The sequence below is a fragment of the Vibrio sp. S457-15 genome, from assembly GCF_000960545.1.
Classification (GTDB): Bacteria; Pseudomonadota; Gammaproteobacteria; order Enterobacterales; family Vibrionaceae; genus Vibrio; species Vibrio parahaemolyticus.
The window spans coordinates 146,200-165,909 of record NZ_JYOQ01000045.1 but is presented as its reverse complement, the minus strand read 5'-3'; the positions used below and the strand labels follow the sequence as shown (position 1 = coordinate 165,909).

At 48.8% G+C, this 19,710-nt stretch carries 13 protein-coding genes; 9 read left to right on the top strand and 4 right to left on the bottom strand.

Annotated elements, in window-relative coordinates:
* Positions 1-105 precede the first annotated feature (105 nt).
* Genes UF05_RS06710 through UF05_RS06700 form a run of 3 tightly spaced genes read left to right on the top strand, consistent with a single transcriptional unit; the run spans position 106 to position 3,081 of the window.
* A complete protein-coding gene (locus UF05_RS06710; protein ID WP_045545839.1) occupies positions 106-1,053 on the top strand; it encodes an HlyD family secretion protein in 948 nt (315 codons plus the stop codon).
* Between the two features lie 4 nt (positions 1,054-1,057).
* Positions 1,058-1,984, top strand: a complete 927-nt coding sequence (locus tag UF05_RS06705) for an ABC transporter ATP-binding protein (RefSeq protein WP_045545840.1) — start codon at positions 1,058-1,060, stop codon at positions 1,982-1,984.
* Positions 1,984-3,081: an ABC transporter permease gene (locus UF05_RS06700; RefSeq protein ID WP_005498311.1), complete on the top strand. Its 1,098-nt coding sequence runs from the start codon at positions 1,984-1,986 to the stop codon at positions 3,079-3,081. The genes UF05_RS06705 and UF05_RS06700 overlap by 1 nt, the downstream gene beginning before the upstream one ends.
* Positions 3,082-3,190: 109 nt before the next feature.
* Here UF05_RS06700 and UF05_RS06695 read toward each other — a convergent pair whose 3' ends face one another.
* The 3 genes from UF05_RS06695 to fdhF all read right to left on the bottom strand — a co-directional run bounded on the left by UF05_RS06695 (position 3,191) and on the right by fdhF (position 9,027).
* Entirely contained in the window at positions 3,191-3,562 is a 372-nt protein-coding gene (locus UF05_RS06695) for a hypothetical protein (RefSeq protein WP_005487881.1), read from the bottom strand.
* 176 nt (positions 3,563-3,738) lie between these two features.
* A complete protein-coding gene (locus tag UF05_RS06690; protein WP_045545841.1) occupies positions 3,739-4,686 on the bottom strand; it encodes an endonuclease/exonuclease/phosphatase family protein in 948 nt (315 codons plus the stop codon).
* A gap of 72 nt (positions 4,687-4,758) precedes the next feature.
* Complete coding sequence (gene fdhF, locus UF05_RS06685; protein WP_045545842.1) at positions 4,759-9,027, bottom strand: formate dehydrogenase subunit alpha; 4,269 nt, start codon at positions 9,025-9,027, stop codon at positions 4,759-4,761.
* A 242-nt stretch (positions 9,028-9,269) separates the two neighbouring features.
* On the opposite strand from fdhF, the gene UF05_RS06680 reads away from it, so the two are divergent.
* The 5 genes from UF05_RS06680 (at position 9,270) to copI (ending at position 16,937) form a co-directional block, all read left to right on the top strand.
* Positions 9,270-9,689 (top strand): hypothetical protein, encoded by a 420-nt coding sequence (locus tag UF05_RS06680; protein WP_045545843.1) that lies wholly within the window; start codon positions 9,270-9,272, stop codon positions 9,687-9,689.
* Between the two features lie 218 nt (positions 9,690-9,907).
* The gene (locus UF05_RS06675) at positions 9,908-11,329 is read left to right on the top strand and encodes a TolC family protein (RefSeq protein WP_045545844.1); all 1,422 of its coding nucleotides are present in this window, start codon (positions 9,908-9,910) and stop codon (positions 11,327-11,329) included.
* Between the two features lie 103 nt (positions 11,330-11,432).
* Positions 11,433-13,148: an efflux RND transporter periplasmic adaptor subunit gene (locus UF05_RS06670; RefSeq protein ID WP_045545845.1), complete on the top strand. Its 1,716-nt coding sequence runs from the start codon at positions 11,433-11,435 to the stop codon at positions 13,146-13,148.
* A 2-nt stretch (positions 13,149-13,150) separates the two neighbouring features.
* Complete coding sequence (locus UF05_RS06665; protein ID WP_045545846.1) at positions 13,151-16,291, top strand: efflux RND transporter permease subunit; 3,141 nt, start codon at positions 13,151-13,153, stop codon at positions 16,289-16,291.
* 64 nt (positions 16,292-16,355) lie between these two features.
* Entirely contained in the window at positions 16,356-16,937 is a 582-nt protein-coding gene (gene copI, locus UF05_RS06660; protein WP_045545847.1) for a copper-resistant cuproprotein CopI, read from the top strand.
* Between the two features lie 119 nt (positions 16,938-17,056).
* Here copI and UF05_RS06655 read toward each other — a convergent pair whose 3' ends face one another.
* The gene (locus tag UF05_RS06655; RefSeq protein WP_045545893.1) at positions 17,057-18,406 is read right to left on the bottom strand and encodes a ferredoxin reductase family protein; all 1,350 of its coding nucleotides are present in this window, start codon (positions 18,404-18,406) and stop codon (positions 17,057-17,059) included.
* Between the two features lie 241 nt (positions 18,407-18,647).
* Between UF05_RS06655 and UF05_RS06650 the strand changes: the two genes are divergently transcribed.
* A complete protein-coding gene (locus UF05_RS06650) occupies positions 18,648-19,499 on the top strand; it encodes a carbenicillin-hydrolyzing class A beta-lactamase CARB-20 (RefSeq protein WP_020835015.1) in 852 nt (283 codons plus the stop codon).
* The last annotated feature ends 211 nt before the right edge of the window (positions 19,500-19,710 follow it).

The following is a 19,710-nucleotide window of genomic DNA, read 5'->3' as shown; positions in this document are numbered from 1 at the left end:
ATCGTTATGGATGGCGGTTAGCGACGGGTTGGCGGGCTCAATCAACACGCTCCCGTTCGCAAGTTATCTATTCATGCATTACTTCTTCAAAGGAAGCACCGCACTATGAAGCGAATCATTTTTGGCACATTGGTTATTGCCCTTTTAAGCGCCTGTTCAAAAGATAACACGCACCAAGCGCTTGGCACCCTAGAGCGTGACCGCGTAACGTTTACTGCCACATCTAATGAGATAATTAGAGCCCTTCCAGTCAAAGAAGGCAGCTTGGTCAGTGAAGGGGAAGTGTTGGTTCAGCTCGATACTAAGAATCAACAAGCAGTTCTTGCACACGCCGTTGCCGAGCAAGCCAAAGCGGGAGCGTATTTGCTTAAACTGACCAATGGTGAACGCCCAGAAGACATTGCTGCCGCATCGGCACGCGTAGCCCGAGCGGAAGCGCAGCTCACCGAAGCGCAGAAAAACTATCAACGCAAAGCAGAACTGGTGCGTAAAAAACTCATCAGCCAATCCGAAAAAGATTCCGCTCTTGCGGCAAGGGACTCGGCGAGAGCCGAATTAGACTCAGCAAAAGAAGAGTTCAGTAAGCTCACCGCAGGTTCTCGCCTCGAAGACATCGAACAAGCTAAAGCCGCTTTAATGGCGGCAAAAGCCGAAGTAGCGTTGCAAGAGCAAAAACTGGCAGAACTCACCATCACGGCTACGCGTGACGGTACGCTCGATAATTTGCCTTACAATCTTGGCGAACGCGTACCAGTGAACGGTGTGGTTGCCGTGATTCAAGCCAACCGCGTGCCGTATGCGCGAGTGTATGTTCCTGCCGATTATCGAATCGGGTTTATTCCTGGGAAAACCGTGACGGTAAATGTCGATGGCCTTGAGAATCCATTACAAGGCACCGTTCGTTGGGTGGCTAGTGAGCCTTCATTCACGCCCTACTTCGCACTAACCGAAGAAGAACGTTCACGATTGATGTATCTAGCAGAAGTTGATTTACCTGAGTCTGCAAAAACGTTGCCGTCAGGTGTGCCTGCCCAAGTAAATTTGGTGGAGTAAGCCAATGACCGAGTATGCAATTCAAGCTCAAAATGTGGTCAAAAAATTCGGCGACTTTACTGCTATCAATAACATCACACTCAACGTGCCCAAAGGCAGTATTTACGGATTTTTGGGGCCAAATGGTTGTGGTAAGTCGACCACCATTCGTGTGCTCACCGGCCTTCTCAGCCCAAGCGGAGGCAGTGTGGATGTGCTTGGATTAGACATCCCAAAACAATCAGAACAACTGCGGCTCAAAATTGGTTACATGACACAAAAGTTCTCGTTGTACGATGACCTATCCGTTCAAGAGAACCTTGAATTTATTGGGCAAATTTTTGGTTTAAGCAGCAAGTCGCTGAAAGAGCGGATAGAAGAGCAACTCACCACTTACGGGTTGGATCAATTGCGCAAACAGCGCGTAAGCGGCATGAGTGGCGGTCAAAAGCAGCGCCTTTCACTCGCCGCGGCGACCATGCACAAACCCGAACTGCTATTTTTGGATGAGCCGACATCCGCCGTTGACCCCGAAAATCGACGCGATTTTTGGGAGCAGTTGTTCGACTTGTGCGATCAAGGTACGACGATTTTGGTCACCACGCATTACATGGACGAAGCGGAACGCTGCCACCGTCTGGCGATCATGGAATCTGGCGAAATTCGTGCCGATGGCGAACCCGAACAGTTAATGGAACAGATGGGCGTTAATATCATTGAGGTGAAAGCCGACAAACTTCGTGAACTCAAAGAAAAGCTGATTCAACGTGACGAAGTTCGCTCTGCGGCGCAGTTGGGGATTCGTTTACGCATCCTTATCCACCAGCATGTCGAGCAGCCGATTGAATGGTTAAAGCAGACGTTTCCCGAACTTCAAAACGCTGAAATGAACTACGCTCGCCCAAGCTTAGAAGATGTTTTTGTCAGCGTGACAGGGAAAGGCCGCCAATGATGAAACCTATCGCTCGCATGAAAGCCGTCATGATCAAAGAGATTCGCCAACTTTCCCGTGACCGAATCACATTTGGCATGGTGGTGATGATCCCACTTATCCAGCTTTTGCTGTTCGGTTTCGCAATCAATACGGACATTCGCAACATTCCGGTAGGTGTTGTCGACCAAAGTGGCAGCACCGCCGGGCGGATCATTACCCAGTCCGTAAAAGTCACTCAAGTGGTGGATATCAAAGAAACCTATGCCACCGCGCAAGAGGCCGAACAAGCGATTCAAGATGGTATTGTGCGCGCCGTGCTGATTTTGCCAAGCGATCTCACACAACGCATGATGCAAGGTCGAGAGCTTGGCCAATGGATTGTGGATGGGTCAGATACCATGATCAGCTCGGCAATATTGTCGTTGCAAACCATGCCATTGACCGATTTTGATTTCGAGATTCGCCCAGCGCCAAGCAAAACATTCGAAGTCGCACTCTACTACAACCCAAGTCGGCGTTCTGCGGTCAATATCGTACCCGGCTTACTCGGTGTGATTCTCACCATGACGATGATTTTGTTCACCAGTGCCGCGATTGTACGAGAACGTGAACGGGGAAATTTGGAGCTATTGATCACCACGCCCATCCACTCGATAGAGCTAATGGTGGCGAAAATCGTGCCATATATCTTTGTCGGCTTAATTCAGGTTTTCATCATTCTAGGGTTGGGACATTGGATTTTCGGCGTACCGATTAACGGTGCAATCAGCCAAATTCTGTTTGGAACCTTGTTGTTTATCGCCGCCAGCTTAACTTTAGGATTGGTCATATCCACCATCGCCACAACACAGCTTCAAGCCATGCAAATGACGGTGTTCATTCTTCTGCCTTCGATTCTGCTGTCTGGATTTATGTTCCCTTACGAGGGCATGCCAGTCGCAGCACAGTGGATTTCAGAAGCCCTGCCCGCCACTCACTTTATGCGCATGATTCGAGGCATAGTGTTGCGAGGAGCGGATCTGATGGACTTATGGCGAGATACCCTTTGGCTGCTCGGGTTTACCGTATTTGGATTGGTCGTCGCATCACTAAGGTTTAAGAAATCGCTCGATTAAAGTTGCCCATTTTTCTCTTCCGTAGAAACAAAAATAGCCTCGACAATGAGGCTATTTTTGTTTGGAAATTTGAATGTCTTGCAGGCAATGCTCAATGGCACGATTCGGTTTAGTAATATTCACCAAAAGAACAATCGCGTAAGTCAGAAATGCTGTAATTCTTCAACGAGTTAATTTTGAAGTTAAAAACCACTTCCTTACATACCATCCCGTCTCGGTCGGTATAGGTGATGAACCCTTCACTGTAAGCACGTTTGCCATCAGAGGATTTAACATGCGCGGCAAGCTCTAAATGCCCTTTGTGAGCTTCTACGCGGTTCATCATTTCAAACACATCCATCCACTCTTCGCGATTTGCCATTTGTATCAACATGGATTTGGCCTGTGTTTCCAACTGCTGCGGATACACGTAATAACGGTTGTAACCAAAGTATGCGCACATCAGTAATAGAACGAGTGCAAATGAGGTTGTTCTTGTCATGCAAGCTGCCTCTTGTTGTTATAAAAACTCTGCTTCGTTAATTCAGTATAGGAAGCGAGCAAAGTTTAGGTTATAGAACTTGCTCAAATAACAGAGGATCGTCAGAGACAGTCAATTCTATGACAAGCTCAGCACAGGTTTTACTTATGAAACATGACAAATTCTAAGAGCTTGAACTATGGAATATGCACACCGATCTGGGTTGTCACCATGCGGTGATCTGAGCCTTGTGGAAAAGCAGAGGATTCACGAAAGCAAATGATTCGCTGTCCTTGCTCAGATTTTAGCCACAAGTGATCAATACCTATCATCATCGGCTCTGGCACGTTTATGCCTTTGATGTTAGTTGGCCAGCTCGTCACTGGCGCGGTTTGAAAACTCGGGAACAGCGCAGAAAAACGAGGGCTAACCGAGGAGAGATTGAAATCCCCCACAACCAACACCTCTGGCTCGGGATAAAGCGCGGTCAGAGTTTCTATGGTTCGCACCAGCGCATTTCTTTGATGCCAAAGCTCGCTGGTTCTTGGTGATGGCGGATGAGCCGCAAACAAAGTGATCGGTGCTTGATCTTTAGGCAACCAAACCGCTCTGATGACTTCTTGTCCATTTGGCGCACGATAAACCGAAACCTCCGTGATGGGGTGTCGGCTAAGAATCATCAAATTTGAAGGGTACCCTACGTCACGTTGGCCACCATAATAATGCGGATAGACATCATCCAACATGTGCAAAAGGCTGCCAACTCGCGGCGTCAGCTCTTGCATCACCACCAAATCAGCAGGATGCCTCAATAGATAGTTGATGAACTGATTGATGTCTGAATTTTCGTAAAAAAGATTGAATTGAATGACGCTCAAAGACTGCGAGCAAGACGCCACATGGCTGCGCTGCGGCGGAACAAGTAACAAGACAAACAAAATAGCGACAAAGGCAGAAAATGCACTTTGCAACCATCGGCGAGCAATAAAAAACGCCGAGGCTAAAACAACGTAAGTGAACACAATGAGGGCGGGAATCGAGGTAAGATTCTCCGCCCACCAAATATGTTCAATTTGCCTGACCGCCAGCCAAATAAGAGCGGGTAGAAGCAATAGGATCCACTTAAAAACGCTCGACACACGCACTGCTCGTTTCGCTATTACATATCATAAGCTTAAATGCAATTTCTCAACTCGCCAGTGCGTGAAGCGTTGATGTTAGACGTGGTGTACCGCCTCCTCGACAGGCTCTGGTTGAGCGGCCGTTTCACTGATTTCAATCTTAACCGCTGCGACTTTGAATTCAGGAATTTTCGCATGCGGGTCCGTTGCCGTGGTCGTCAAGCGGTTAACTGGCGACTCAACGAAATGGAAAGGAATAAACACGACGCCTTTTTGCATTCGCTTGGTCACAAACGCATCAATTTCGATGCTGCCACGACGAGTCGACACTTTTAGGCGCTGACCATTATGGATACCAATTGCTTCGGCATCTTCAACACTGATCATCGCTCTTGGCCCAGCAAGGTTATCCAACCCTTTCGTTTTGCGTGTCATCGTACCGGTATGGAACTGTTCTAGCACACGCCCTGTTGTAAGCACCAAAGGATACTCTTCATCAGGCAACTCGGCTGCATAACGGAACGGCACGCCCACCATTTGCCCTTTCCCTCGGGTAAATTGGGTTTGATGCATAATACGAGTACCGTTTGGATTGTTCTTGTTACTTGGCCATTGAACACCGTTCGGCGTGATCGCGTCCCAACGCAACCCTGCATATTGCGGCGTTACACGCGCGATCTCGCTAGTGATTTCAGAAACGCACTGGTAATGCCAATCGCTACCCATCGCGTTTGCGATCGCTTGAATGATCCACCAATCTTCTTTCGCCTCACCCGGCGCTTTCACTGCCGCATTAACGCGCTGCACGCGTCGCTCAGTATTGGTGAAGTGACCGGATTTTTCCGCAAATGAACAAGAAGGCAATACCACATCGGCGTACTGCGCCGTCTCGGTGAGGAAGATGTCTTGCACGACCAAGAAGTCGAGTGCTTCCAACCCTTCAATCACGTGTGCTTGGTTTGGATCGCTCAGTACTGGGTTTTCGCCCATGATGTACATCCCGCGAACTTCTCGTTTGCACGCCGCATCGATGATTTCCGTTAGGGTAAGCCCTTGCTCAGAAGGTAAGTTCGGCGCATCCCACTCAATCGCGAATTTCTGACGAACAATCGGGTTATACACTTTTTGATATCCCGGATAACAGTTCGGCAATGCGCCCATATCACACGCACCTTGCACGTTTGACTGACCGCGCAACGGGTTAATGCCACCACCCTCAATACCGATGTTGCCACACAACAATTGCAGGTTAGCAATCGAACGAACGTTGTCGTGACCCGTCGTATGTTGGGTAATGCCCATGGAGTAATACACCGCCGTGCGTTTTGCCGTACCGATCATTCGCGCCATCGCGAAAATATCGTCCGCTTTTACGCCCGTCACTAACTCAACTTTGTCGAGGTTGTACGCTGGCGACATTACCTCTTGAAGCAAAGTATCAAAGCCGTCGACGCGCTCTTCGATGTATTCTTGATCGTACCAACCATTTTTGATGATTTGCTGCATCACGCCGTTGAGCAACATAACATCCGTGCCCGGACGATGCGCTAAGTACAGCTCTGCATGTTCGGCCATGTCCACTCGTTTCGGGTCTGCCACAATCAAGCGTGCCCCGTGATGACGAATCGCCTGCTTGATGTGCGAAGCGATGATCGGGTGCGCAGATGTGGTGTCAGAACCGATAATAAAGATCACATCGGAATGCTTAATGCTCGGAATGTCGTTGGTCATCGCGCCACTCCCCAACGATGCTTCAAGCCCTGTCACACTTGATGCGTGACACAAACGTGCGCAGTGATCAACGTTGTTCGTCCCAAGTTCACGACGGATGAATTTTTGAAACGCGTAGTTATCTTCGTTAGTGGTTTTCGCTGAAGAGAATCCGGCCAGTGCGTTGTTACCAAAATCTTGCTTGATGGTCGAAAGCTTCGAAGCCACTAGCTGAATCGCTTCGTCCCAAGTTGCTGGCTGCAACCAACCATCTTTACGAATCAGTGGTGTCGTTAAACGCTCTTCGCTGCTAATGAAGTCAAAACCAAAACGGCCTTTCACGCACAGCATACCTTGGTTAACCGGCGAATCCGCCCCTTTTACATAGCGGATTTTGTTTTGTCGCTCATCGACAAACATGGTCAACTTACAACCCACACCACAATAGGTACAAATGGTATCGACGGCTTTTAGCTGTTCGGTTCTGCCTTGAGAGCGGTCACGGCTGTCCACCATCGCGCCCGTTGGACATGCCTGAACACACGCCCCACATTGCACGCATTTTGAATCGCCCATGAGCGTCAAACCGCTGCAACCTACGCCTTTTTCATCGGAGCGGAATCGTGGGCGATCATCTGGGCGTAAAGCTGGTCGGCCATTTTTATCCGACACAAAACTCAACACACCATGTACCGCTTGCTCACGGCATGCTTGAATACACTGACCACAACTGATGCAACGGTTAGCATCAAATTCAATGAACTCAGAACTGCGGTCTACTTCGTATTTGTGACGAAGATCTTTCGCTCGCAAATCGAGCCAATCTTGATGACCAATCACGCTAGCAGAGGAAACGTCCACGGAAACATCGAAATGTTGCTCGGCATGATATTCCGTTGAGTAATCTCGCAAGGCACAGTCGGTATTCGCTTGGCAACCACACTCTAAGCAGCGCGCCGCTTCTTTCATGGCCTCTTCGTTATCAAAGCCCAGTTCCACTTCAGCAAAACTCTGCTCACGCTGCGCTGGAGTCAACTCCGGCATGATTGAACGAGCAACTTTTTGGATGTTTTCAAAATGAAGTGGGTCAACCTGCGCCAGTTTTTTCTCTTTACGAGAGTTGAACGCAGGTTTCGGCATATCCGCCATATCGCCATTGAGGAAGAGATCAATCGCTTTTGCCGCAACTCGCCCATCTCCCACCGCTTCAACCGCTGTCGCAGGACCACGACGAAAATCACCGATACTGAAGATATTTCCCGTACCCGTGTGCATGGTTTGCGAGTCGGACTCAGATGTGTTCCAACGTGTTAGTGGAATAGACAAATCATCGTTTTCTAAGAAGCTGAGATCCGGCTTTTGCGATACCGCTGCAATCACGGTATCAAATGCTTCAGTAAAGAACTCACCCGTTGGTTTCGGGCTACGACGACCAGACGCATCTGGCTCACCTAACGCCATTCGCTCTAATCGAATTGCCTTCACGCGGCCGTTTTCATCCGCGATGTTTTCCGCCGGATTCGTCAAGAAATGGAACTTCACGCCCTCATGTTCAGCTTCGACGATTTCGTAGTCTTCGGCTGGCATTTCGTCGCGAGTTCGACGATAGATCAAAGTGGTATCGGCACCCGCACGACGCGCCGTACGCGCACAGTCGATCGCAGTGTTACCACCACCAATCACGGCAACTTTTTTGCCCGTAACGTAGTTTTGTTCTGTAACGTAATCTTTCAGGTAATCAACACCGAGATAACAACCGTCCAAGTCGCTACCAGAATAATTCATTTCTACCGCTTGAGACGCCCCCACTGCCAAACAGACAGCATCGTAGTCTTCACTCAATTGAGACAGCGTGAAATCAACCCCAAGCTTTTTGTTGGTTTCAACTTGCATGCCGTTGCGGCACATCAGTTCGATTTCTTTGTCTAGAATGTCTTTGGGTAGGCGATATTCAGGAATGCCATAGCGTAGCCAACCGCCTGCTTTTGGCATGGACTCAAATACGGTGACGTCATAACCTTCATTCGACAAGTAATAACCTGCTGTTAAGCCACCGGGGCCACTACCAACAACGGCGATCTTGCGATGCTTCGCTGGTTTTTTCTCCGGGACATACGCTTCATGCGCCGCTAGATCTGCGTCTGCGGCATGGCGTTTGAGTTGGCGAATGGCAATCGGCTCATCCACCAAAGAACGGCGACACTCACTTTCGCAGAATGCCGGACACACGCGGCCAATCGACAACGGCATTGGCAGTGTGCGTTTAATAACTTCAATCGCTTTTTGATGATCGTTTTGCGAGATATGGTAGAGGTAAGATTGGATGTCTACCCCAGCAGGACACGCCGTTTTGCATGGAGCTTCACAGTCGGCGTAGTGGTCCGTCATGATTCGGTTGAGCGCTTTTCTGCGGTGCTCGCTCAGTTGTTCTGATTGTGTGACGACATTGAGACCGCGGTACACTTTGAGATCACAGGCACGCTTAGTTCCGCCACTTTCCACTTCGACAACACACAAATCACACGGAATTTTCTCGTTACTTTTGTTCATTCCGCACAGTGAAGGGATTTCGACCCCACACACTTTGGCTGCTTCCAGAAGGGTTAGCCCCTCTTCTACAATTCTATATTTTCCATCGATGACAATTTCTATCATACAACCCCCGAAGCAGGCACGTTAAACCTTACATTCTATAAGGATAACCCCTACCATGGAAAGTTCGTGTGACAAAAAACTCAATAAAGAGATATTTATTGGCGATTAATATGTCGAACCTCTCCCAAGATGCACCAAATATCTCACGTTTACTTGGGGGTGAATGCTTGACTTTCCCCCTAGGGTAACCTTTATTATTAAGCGGTTACTCGTTATTTACACTCATTTTGACTGGACTCCGTATGCGCCTTAAATCACTGCATACAATTTGGCTAACGTTATGTACAACGCTGATACTGCTGGTATCTAGCGTGGTTAACAGCGCGCCTTTAATGAGTATCAAAATGATGTCGAGTGGCGCTATGATGCCTGAACACATGACAGAAATGGCAAGCGCGAACGATCACTGTAGCTCCTCGAGCATGAGCATGGAGATGGCCTCATCGTTGAGCTCCGACTCTACAGAAATGACCATGAGCTGTGTTGATGGCTCCGGCATGATCCACAATTGCTGCACAGCATCTTGTTCATTCGTTTTCGTCCCGTTACCAGCCCCTGTCAGCCAGCTATCCCCACTGGCTTATCGCGCATCCATTGCCTCAGAAATCACCGCACCAGTGGTACAAGTCACCCATGATTTGTATCGGCCTCCGATAGTTTAATCCATACAAAGCATTCGACCCTGCATCCCTTTGCAGGCAGTTTCTTTGCGCCCAACTGATAGCGTGCTCACCTCAGCTATTCGCTCGTAACTCCATTTGTTACCTGCTATTTAGCGATAAAAAAGTGCGTCATCCGTTTGGCAAATACCAACGCTCTCCCGCTCGGTTCAATCGTTCCCGAAACGCAAAAGAGCTTGGTATCAATTTGGATGTAAATTATGGAATTCAACCCAAATCGCTTAGTGGCACCAGTATGCTCACTGGCTCTGGTTGCCCTACCAGCTTTCAATGTGGTGGCGCAATCGCCAACCAATACGAAAGCACAACAAGAAGCGCAAGCTCAATCAATCCAAGCCCAATCAACCAATGAGCTAGCAAACCTCATTAGCATCGCGTTGAGCAACGATGGCAACCGCAAGCAATTCTATGCTCAATCGGAAGCGATGCGTGAAACAGGCGTAGCCAGCGCAACCTTGATGGACCCGAAACTGAAAGTCGGTTTTGGTGGTTTGCCTGTCGATAGCTTCAAATTTGACGAAGATCCGATGACCAATATCTCCGTCGGTTTGATGCAACAGTTCGAACGTGGCTCGACGCTCGATCTTCAACAAAAGAAAGCCAATCAACAAGCCGATGGTTTGTCGTTGCAAGTTCACGCACGGGAGCTTGAAGTGGCAAATAGCATGACTCAGCTTTGGTTGGAGCTGGGTTATCAGCAGAAAGCAGAGCAAATTTTGCTAGAAAACCGTCGGCTCATGACGGAAATGGAAAACTTCATTCAAACCAATTACTCAATCGGCAAAAGCGAAGCGCAAGATTTACTGAATGCACAGCTTCAAGTGAGTAAGTTGGATGAAAAGCTGCAAGCCAACGCACAAATGCAGCGCCGTTTGGTCTCGCAACTCTCAGAATGGTTGGGCTCTGACTGGCTCAATACCTATACCCAAAACGGACGCTCAACACTCCAAGCCAGCAACACACTGACTTGGGCGTCATTGAACCAAAAGTTGTCTGAAAATAGCGAAACGACCAAGCACTACCAACAGTTGAGTGATCACCCGATGGTGAAAATGGCAGACGTAAGTATTTCTGCCAATGAAACTCAAGTGGACATTGCAGAGCAAGCTTACACGCCTCAATTCGGTGTGGAAGTGATGTACGCCTATCGTCAAGCCAACAATATGAAAGGCGAACCTGCATCGGATTTGGTGAGCGCGTATCTAACAATGGACATTCCCCTGTTCACTGGCAATCGCCAAGACCGCAACTTAGCCGCCGCGCAGTATCAAGTGGGCGCAGCTCGCTCACAAAAAGATACGTTATTGACTCAGATGAACGCGAAGGTCAACACATTGCTGGTTGATCGCGCTAACTTGAGTCAGCGTTTAGAGCGTTATCAATCCACCTTACTTCCCCAAGTTCAAGCTCGTATTCACGCGGTAGAAAGGGGTTATCAAAACAATACCGCACAGTTTAACGACGTGATCATGGCAAGCACAGACGAGCTGGCGCTAAAGCTCGAACAGCAACGTCTTATTACCGATTTAAACATCGTAAACAGCAACTTAGCAGCTTTATTGGGTGGTTTCGAATATCAAGTATCCACACCCAACATCACGCCTGAAGCAAGCGCGAACTAAAACAAAAACATGAAAGAACCCAAGTTTGGGGACGATGGCGAATGCACACCAATAAACAATCAACATCGCTGTCATGCCTCATGGGGAAAATAAGGAATTAGGAATGAGTTCAAATTCAATCAAGATAGCAACCATCGCTCTGCTTGTTGGCGGGGCACTAGGGTTTGGCGTTAATCAGTACCTATCTGGTGCAAACCACGACATGAGCGGCACAAGCGGTAGCGCTGCGAACAGCTCAAACGAGCCACTCTATTGGGTTGCGCCAATGGATCCAAATTACAAGCGCGACAAACCGGGCAAATCGCCAATGGGCATGGACTTGATCCCAGTGTACGCCGAAGATCTCGCGGGTGAACAAGACAAACCCGGCACGGTAAAAATTGACCCATCGGTTGAAAACAACTTAGGTGTAAAAACCGCTCAAGTCTCTTTAGAGCAACTTTCACCTCGAATTGAAACTGTCGGCTACATCGCGTTTGACGAAAGCCATTTGTGGCAAACCAACGTTCGCGTGGCGGGCTGGGTCGAAAAGCTTTACATCAATGCCGTGGGTGAAAAGGTCAACAAAGGCGATGTGCTGTTCACGCTGTATTCTCCTGAGCTAGTCAAAGCACAAGAAGAGCTGCTGAACGCCTACCGAACTGGACGTAGTGGCCTGGTGAAAGGCGCGACAGAACGTTTGGTGACACTGGGTGTTGATCGTTCTCAAATCAGAGCCATCACTCAACGTGGGAAAGCATCGCAAACTATTGAAATTAAAGCTCCGGAAGATGGCGTCATCGCGAGTTTGAACGTTCGTGAAGGTGGTTACCTATCCCCTGCTCAAGCGGTGATCAGCGCGGGCCCACTTGAAAACGTATGGGTGGATGCCGAAGTGTTTGAGCGCCAAGCTCACTGGATGAAAGCAGGCAGCGACGCCACTATGACGTTGGATGCGATTCCGGGTAAAGAGTGGCAAGGCAGCGTCGATTATGTGTATCCAATTTTGGATCCTAAAACGCGCACGCTTCGTGTTCGTCTTAAATTCTCTAATCCCAATGGCGAGCTGAAACCGAACATGTTCGCCAATATTGCCTTACAGCCTGTCAGCGACAACGCGGTGTTAACCATTCCAAAGTCTTCCGTTATCCGCTCGGGGGGTATGACTCGCGTCGTGCTGTCTGAGGGAGACGGCAAATACCGCTCAACGCGCATCGAAGTCGGTCGTGAAGCTGACGACAAAATCGAGGTACTACAAGGCCTGACTCAAGACGATCGCATCGTAACCTCAGCTCACTTTATGTTGGATTCAGAATCGAGCCAAACGGCTGATCTATCGCGCATTTCATCACCGACCGAAGCCACTTCGCAAACGGCTTGGACGAAGGGCGAAATCACTGATGTGATGAAAGACCATCGCATGTTGACCATCAACCACCAGCCCGTACCAGAGTGGGATTGGCCGGGGATGGTTATGAACTTTACCCTCGCTGACGGCGTCGATATGGGCTCGCTGCAAAAAGGCCAAGCTATTGAGTTCGAAATTCAAAAAGCCGCATCGGGTCAATACGAAATCGTCGATTACAAAGCCGATGACACCGTTCTCGCGACTGACGTTTGGGTAACGGGAGACATCAGCATGCTAATGGCGGATTTTGGCATGATCACGCTCAATCACCTTCCGGTTTCAGAATGGAACTGGGATGCCGGTGAAATGAACTTCTCTGTGGGTGATGAAGTGGATTTATCCGGTTTCAAGGAAGGTCAGAAAGTCCGATTTCTAGTTGAAAAACAAGGTTCTGACTACGTTTTGAAACAAATTGAAGCGATCGAGGGCTAACTATGATTGGAGCAATTATCCGTTGGTCACTCAATAACCGCTTTATGGTTTTGATCGCGACCTTAATGCTTGTTTTAGCAGGACTTTACAGTGTAAAGAATACGCCTGTTGACGCAATTCCGGATCTTTCTGATGTTCAGGTGATCATCAAAACCAGCTACCCGGGTCAAGCACCGCAAGTGGTGGAAGATCAAGTCACTTATCCGCTAACCACCGCGATGCTCGCCGTACCGGGTGCAGAAACCGTTCGTGGGTATTCGTTCTTCGGGGATTCGTACGTTTACATCATTTTCAACGACGATACCGACATGTACTGGGCACGTTCACGCGTTTTGGAATACCTAAGCCAAGTTGCACCTAAATTACCACCAAGTGCAAAACCAACCTTAGGCCCAGATGCTACGGGTGTGGGCTGGGTCTACAGCTATGTATTGCAAGACAAAACGGGTCAACATGACCTTGCCGAGCTGCGCAGTTTGCAAGATTGGTTCTTAAAATACGAACTGCAAACCGTCGATGGCGTTTCTGAAGTCGCAACCGTAGGCGGTATGGTTAAGCAGTATCAAGTCCAGATTGATCCGGCGAAGCTGCGTGCTTACAACTTAACGCTGCAACAAGTAAACATGGCGATTCAAAACGGCAACCAAGAAACGGGGGCATCCGTAGTGGAAGTTGCTGAAGCTGAGCACATGGTTCGCACCACCGGTTACTTGACCAGCATCGAAGACATTAAATCGCTGCCGCTTAAAGTGACCGACAAAGGAACACCGCTCTTATTGGGCGACATTGCCGACATCAACTTAGGTCCGCAAATGCGTCGCGGTATCTCTGAGCTTAACGGCGAAGGTGAAGCGGTTGGTGGCGTGATCGTGATGCGCTATGGCGAAAATGCGAGTGAGGTGATCAGCAAAGTTAAAGACAAGCTGGAAGATTTACAGCGTAGCTTGCCGGATGGCGTTGAAATCGTCACCACCTACGACCGTTCTACGCTGATCAATGCAGCTGTCGATAACCTTTGGAAGAAATTAGCGGAAGAGTTCATCGTCGTAGCCATCGTCTGTGCACTGTTCTTGTTCCACATTCGCTCTTCATTGGTTATCGCCCTGAGCTTGCCTGTAGGCATTCTTGCAGCGTTCATCGTGATGTATTCTCAAGGCATTAATGCCAACATCATGTCGCTCGGGGGGATTGCCATCGCCATCGGTGCAATGGTGGATGGTGCCATCGTGATGATAGAAAACGTCCACAAGCACATTGAGCGAACGCCACTCACGGATAAGAACCGCTGGCAAGTGATTGGCAAAGCCGCTGAAGAAGTGGGTGCGCCCCTATTCTTCTCGCTGCTTATCATCACGTTAAGCTTTGTTCCAGTGTTTGCACTGGAAGGTCAAGAAGGCAAGATGTTCTCTCCTCTCGCCTTTACCAAGACGTATGCCATGGCATCAGCGGCAGCACTTGCGATCACGCTCGTGCCAGTTCTAATGGGTTACTTTATTCGCGGTAAAATACTGCCAGAACATAAGAACCCTGTTAACCGTGGTCTGGTTGCGCTGTATCGTCCGTTGCTTAATCTGAGCTTGAAATATCCGAAAGCGATGATCGTACTGGCGCTCGGCCTATTGGCATCGGCGTACTACCCAACTAGCCAACTAGGCAGCGAATTCATCCCACCATTGGATGAAGGCGATTTGATGTACATGCCGACCACCTACCCGGGCATTTCCATCGGTAAAGCACGTGAGTTGGTTCAGCAAACGAACAAGCTGATCAAAACCGTACCGGAAGTTAAAACGGTTTGGGGCAAGATTGGCCGTGCAGAAACCGCCACCGACCCTGCACCACTCACCATGATTGAAACGGTAATTCAGCTCAAACCTCATGACCAATGGCGTGAAGGCGTGACCACAGAGTCATTGCGCAAAGAGTTCGACAATCTCGTGCAGTTCCCGGGGCTAACCAACGCATGGGTAATGCCGATCAAAACGCGTATCGACATGCTTGCGACGGGCATTAAGACGCCAATCGGGATCAAAATCGCAGGCCCAGACCTGAAAGAAATCGAAAAGATTGGCGCGCAGTTAGAACCTATCTTGAACAACGTTCGCGGCACTTCATCGGTTTATGCCGAGCGTGTAGCTGGTGGCCGTTACGTAACAATCGACATTAAACGCCGCGCTGCTGCGAGATATGGATTGAGCATCAAAGACGTTCAGCAAGTCATCTCAACCGCTGTCGGTGGTATGAATGTTGGAGAAACCATCGAAGGCTTGGAACGCTACCCGATTAACGTTCGCTACCCGCAAGACTACCGTGACTCTGTGGTTAAGCTGCAAAACTTACCGCTAGTGACACCAAATGGAGCGCGTATCGCACTCGCTGATGTCGCTGACATTCGTTACGAAGACGGTCCGCCGATGATCAAAACCGAAAACGCTCGTCCTAACGGCTGGGTGTTTGTGGATATCGATGGCCGCGACCTTGGTTCTTACGTGGTAGAAGCGCAGCAAGCAGTGGCTGACCAACTGGTGCTCCCTGCTGGATATTCGCTCGCTTGGTCTGGTCAATACGAATACATGGAACGCGCTAAAGACCGCTTGAGTGTGGTCGTACCGATCACCTTGGTTATCATCATGATGTTGCTTTACTTCAGCTTCCGCCGTGTGGGTGAAGTGTTAATCATCATGCTGACTCTGCCTTTAGCAATGGTTGGTGGCTTGTGGTTGATGCACTACCTCAACTACAACTTCTCCATCGCCGTTGGGGTCGGATTTATCGCCCTCGCCGGCGTTGCGGTGGAAATAGGCGTCATTATGCTTGTGTATCTCAACCAAGCGTGGCACCACAAAAAACTTCACGCAGAAGAAAACCAACAAGCTCTGCAAATTGGAGATTTAACCGATGCCATTCGAGAAGGCGCGGGGCTGCGTGTGCGTCCGGTCATGATGACGGTTCTCACGGTCATCATTGGCCTTATCCCTATCATGTATGGCTCAGGTACTGGCTCTCAAGTGATGCAGCGCATTGCTGCACCAATGATTGGCGGCATGGCCTCTGCCCTACTACTGACTCTGCTGGTGTTACCAGCCATCTTCAAGCTGTGGAAGCAGCGAGAAATCAACAAAACTCAAAACCCAGAGAAATAAACAACAAGCGCCATTGTACAAACTGCAATGGCGCACTACCTCATTGACAGTAAAGGAAATCAACATGAAAAAGACACTTATCACTCTTGCTCTAACTATGGTATCAGCAGGCGCATTCGCGCAAATGGATAGCTCGAACATGAACCACGACAACATGGATCACGGCAAAATGGACCATGGTTCGATGTCGATGGATAACATGAACATGGACGAGATGCCGATGGATCATTCAAAAATGGATCACTCCAACATGCAAGGCATAGCAGGAATGTCAGCAGTGGGTATGCCAGCGAATGGGGCGAAACCGGATAAAGTCGTCCATGTGATTTTGAGCGATGACATGAAAATCACCTTCAAGAAAGACGTAAAAATCGAGCCGAACGACGTCGTGCAGTTCGTGGTGATGAACACGGGCAAAATCGATCATGAGTTCACCATCGGTTCAGCAGCAGAACAACTTGAGCACCGTGAGATGATGAAAAACATGTCAGGTAATCACATGCACGACTCTGGCAATGCTGTCACCGTAGAACCGGGTAAAGCAAAACAGATTTTGTGGCACTTCCACGGAGACAACAACGTAGAGTTTGCTTGTAACATTCCAGGCCACGCAGAAGCTGGCATGGTCAAAAAAGTGAAGTTGTAAGGTTATAAGTAGGCTTTAGCTTAAACTAGATAATCTAACGATGACAATACGTTAGACATGAATACAACAAGACAAAAGGAGCTGTACTCAGCTCCTTTTTGTTTCGTTCATCCCTGCCACTATCGCATGACGAACAGCTCTTCATGGTAATGACGTTCGGTATCGACGCGATAAGCATTCAACTCTTTTTTCAGTGTTTGCGAAAAAGCTTCAGGCCCGCAGAAATAGAACTCATAACGCGCTAAATCGCCACATTCGCTCGCGATACGCTCTACGTTAAGTCGAGGAGACACCGCCGTATCAATCACGTTCAGCTTCACTCGCGCAAGACGTGCCATTTTCCACAACTCGTCCACTAAATGGCTATCCAAACCTCGCGTGCAGTAAAACAAATGCACAGGAGGATGCGTTTTTAGCGATTTGAGTGACGCTAAGATGGCAAAGAACGACGCGACCCCAACACCACCCGCAATCCAAATCTGCGGCTTATTGACGTCAAACGCCAAGCGTCCGTAAGGGCCTTCAACCATCACTTCTTCACCAATTTTAACCCTGTGGTACAAATCCGTGGTGAAATCACCCAACTCTTTGATCAAAAAGCGTACCTCTGCTTCATGCTCACCTGAAACAATCGTAAACGGATGCGGATCTTCATTACCAAAACGAACATAAGCAAACTGCCCAGCTTTGTGTCCTTGCCAAGGTTTTCCTTGGCCGTTATTACTTGGCGCCAAAACCAGCTCCATCACTCGCGCTTGTGGGAAGTAGCGAGTCGACACCACTTTGGCGGGATGACGATTCGCTCGTCCGACAAAACCAAGCAAGCTATAAACGGCAGCTGCAGAGCCCATCAAGGCAAAGCCCAAGGCAACGAAATGAATTGGCTCACCCCAGTACGCGTGCTTGATCAGCAAAACGGAGTGAACAGCAATCATCAAATACACTGCCGCCATTAAACGATGCGACAACTTAAATGGCTTGTATTTAACAACCGTCCACAGTGACACCACGAGCAATGCTAAGAGCAGGTAAAAACCCCACTCCCCCAAACCAAGCCCCACATCGCGCAGCTCTTTGACCCAGAGTTCTAAACCGACAAAGTTGTTCCCAGAAGGCCCAACCCCGGTGTGTTTGATTGGTTTTTCGAGCACTCCTGCCGACACTAGCCATTTTGGCACTTTATACGTCAACCAATGCACGACTCCGAGGCTAACCCCCGTAATACCGAGCCATTTATGCACACGATAGGCCTTATCCATCCCGTGAACCCATTGCTCGATCACAGGTAAGCGCAGCGCCAGCACCATCGCAATAGACATCAAAGCTAACGACAAAACACCAGAATATTGAATAAGCGCGGAGCGCCATTGGAAGAATTGGGTCGAGGACAGCAGTTGCGGCTCACTCATCCACCACAACACAGACACGGCGGCAATTATCATCCATACAAAATTTCGTACAGTTTTCATGAACATCACTCTCAAATTGACGACAACTCTAGTTTAGTTTTTCTAGCGTAATGCAACGTCAATATTCGTAAAGTTGAGCAAACCCACAATATACCTAAGGTCAATAACAAACTTGGAGGTATTGCGCAGAATCCTACAGAAAATCGACAGGGATTTAACAGTGGTTAGAGTATTCACTCGTTATAGTTTGCTTAACATCGCCAAAGTGCGAATCAAAACCAAAAGAACGAAGAACACACGCATGAAAAAGTTATTCCTATTGGTTGGGCTGATGGTTTGCTCAACTGTTAGTTACGCCTCCAAATTAAACGAAGACATCTCCCTCATCGAGAAACAAACATCTGGGCGAATTGGAGTGTCAGTCTGGGATACACAAACGGACGAGCGTTGGGATTATCGCGGAGACGAACGTTTCCCATTAATGAGCACATTCAAAACGTTAGCGTGTGCCACCATGCTAAGCGACATGGACAGCGGCAAACTCAACAAAAATGCCACAGCGAGAATCGATGAACGCAATATTGTGGTTTGGTCTCCGGTGATGGATAAACTGGCTGGACAAAGCACGCGTATCGAACACGCTTGTGAAGCCGCCATGTTGATGAGCGACAACACCGCCGCAAACTTAGTGCTAAATGAAATTGGTGGTCCTAAAGCGGTCACGCTGTTTTTGCGCTCTATTGGCGACAAAGCAACGCGACTTGACCGATTGGAGCCCCGTTTGAACGAAGCAAAACCGGGCGACAAGCGAGACACCACAACGCCTAACGCCATGGTAAACACCCTACACACCTTGATGGAAGATAACGCCCTATCTTACGAGTCACGCACACAGCTGAAAATCTGGATGCAAGACAACAAAGTATCGGATTCGCTCATGCGCTCTGTTCTGCCAAAAGGCTGGTCGATTGCAGACCGCTCTGGCGCAGGTAACTACGGTTCACGCGGCATTAGCGCGATGATCTGGAAAGACAACTACAAGCCGGTTTACATCAGTATTTACGTCACAGACACTGACCTTTCGCTTCAAGCTCGCGATCAACTGATCGCGCAAATCAGCCAACTGATTTTAGAGCACTACAAAGAAAGTTAAGCTCGGACTCGAGCAACCAAGCCCTTCTCATTCAGCGGGGCTTTTTCTTACCTGCGCTCTCAAATGCTTAACAAATCTCTCTTATTCTTGCTGTCTTCACTACGCTTTACCGAATGGTCACCTCTTGCTAATTAGGCATAAAAATTATCGGTTTAGACATGAGTTCAAGCTCACATTAAGCAACCTGATACTCACAAGTGGCGAGAAATAA

What these genes read in the sequence shown, in the direction of transcription:
- UF05_RS06710 (WP_045545839.1), top strand. Translation starts at nt 106, where the DNA reads ATGAAGCGAATCATTTTTGGCACATTGGTTATTGCCCTTTTAAGCGCC.
- UF05_RS06705 (WP_045545840.1), top strand. Translation starts at nt 1,058, where the DNA reads ATGACCGAGTATGCAATTCAAGCTCAAAATGTGGTCAAAAAATTCGGC.
- UF05_RS06700 (WP_005498311.1), top strand. Translation starts at nt 1,984, where the DNA reads ATGAAACCTATCGCTCGCATGAAAGCCGTCATGATCAAAGAGATTCGC.
- UF05_RS06695 (WP_005487881.1), bottom strand. Translation starts at nt 3,562, where the DNA reads ATGACAAGAACAACCTCATTTGCACTCGTTCTATTACTGATGTGCGCA.
- fdhF (WP_045545842.1), bottom strand. Translation starts at nt 9,027, where the DNA reads ATGATAGAAATTGTCATCGATGGAAAATATAGAATTGTAGAAGAGGGG.
- UF05_RS06680 (WP_045545843.1), top strand. Translation starts at nt 9,270, where the DNA reads ATGCGCCTTAAATCACTGCATACAATTTGGCTAACGTTATGTACAACG.
- UF05_RS06675 (WP_045545844.1), top strand. Translation starts at nt 9,908, where the DNA reads ATGGAATTCAACCCAAATCGCTTAGTGGCACCAGTATGCTCACTGGCT.
- UF05_RS06670 (WP_045545845.1), top strand. Translation starts at nt 11,433, where the DNA reads ATGAGTTCAAATTCAATCAAGATAGCAACCATCGCTCTGCTTGTTGGC.
- UF05_RS06665 (WP_045545846.1), top strand. Translation starts at nt 13,151, where the DNA reads ATGATTGGAGCAATTATCCGTTGGTCACTCAATAACCGCTTTATGGTT.
- copI (WP_045545847.1), top strand. Translation starts at nt 16,356, where the DNA reads ATGAAAAAGACACTTATCACTCTTGCTCTAACTATGGTATCAGCAGGC.
- UF05_RS06655 (WP_045545893.1), bottom strand. Translation starts at nt 18,406, where the DNA reads ATGAAAACTGTACGAAATTTTGTATGGATGATAATTGCCGCCGTGTCT.
- UF05_RS06650 (WP_020835015.1), top strand. Translation starts at nt 18,648, where the DNA reads ATGAAAAAGTTATTCCTATTGGTTGGGCTGATGGTTTGCTCAACTGTT.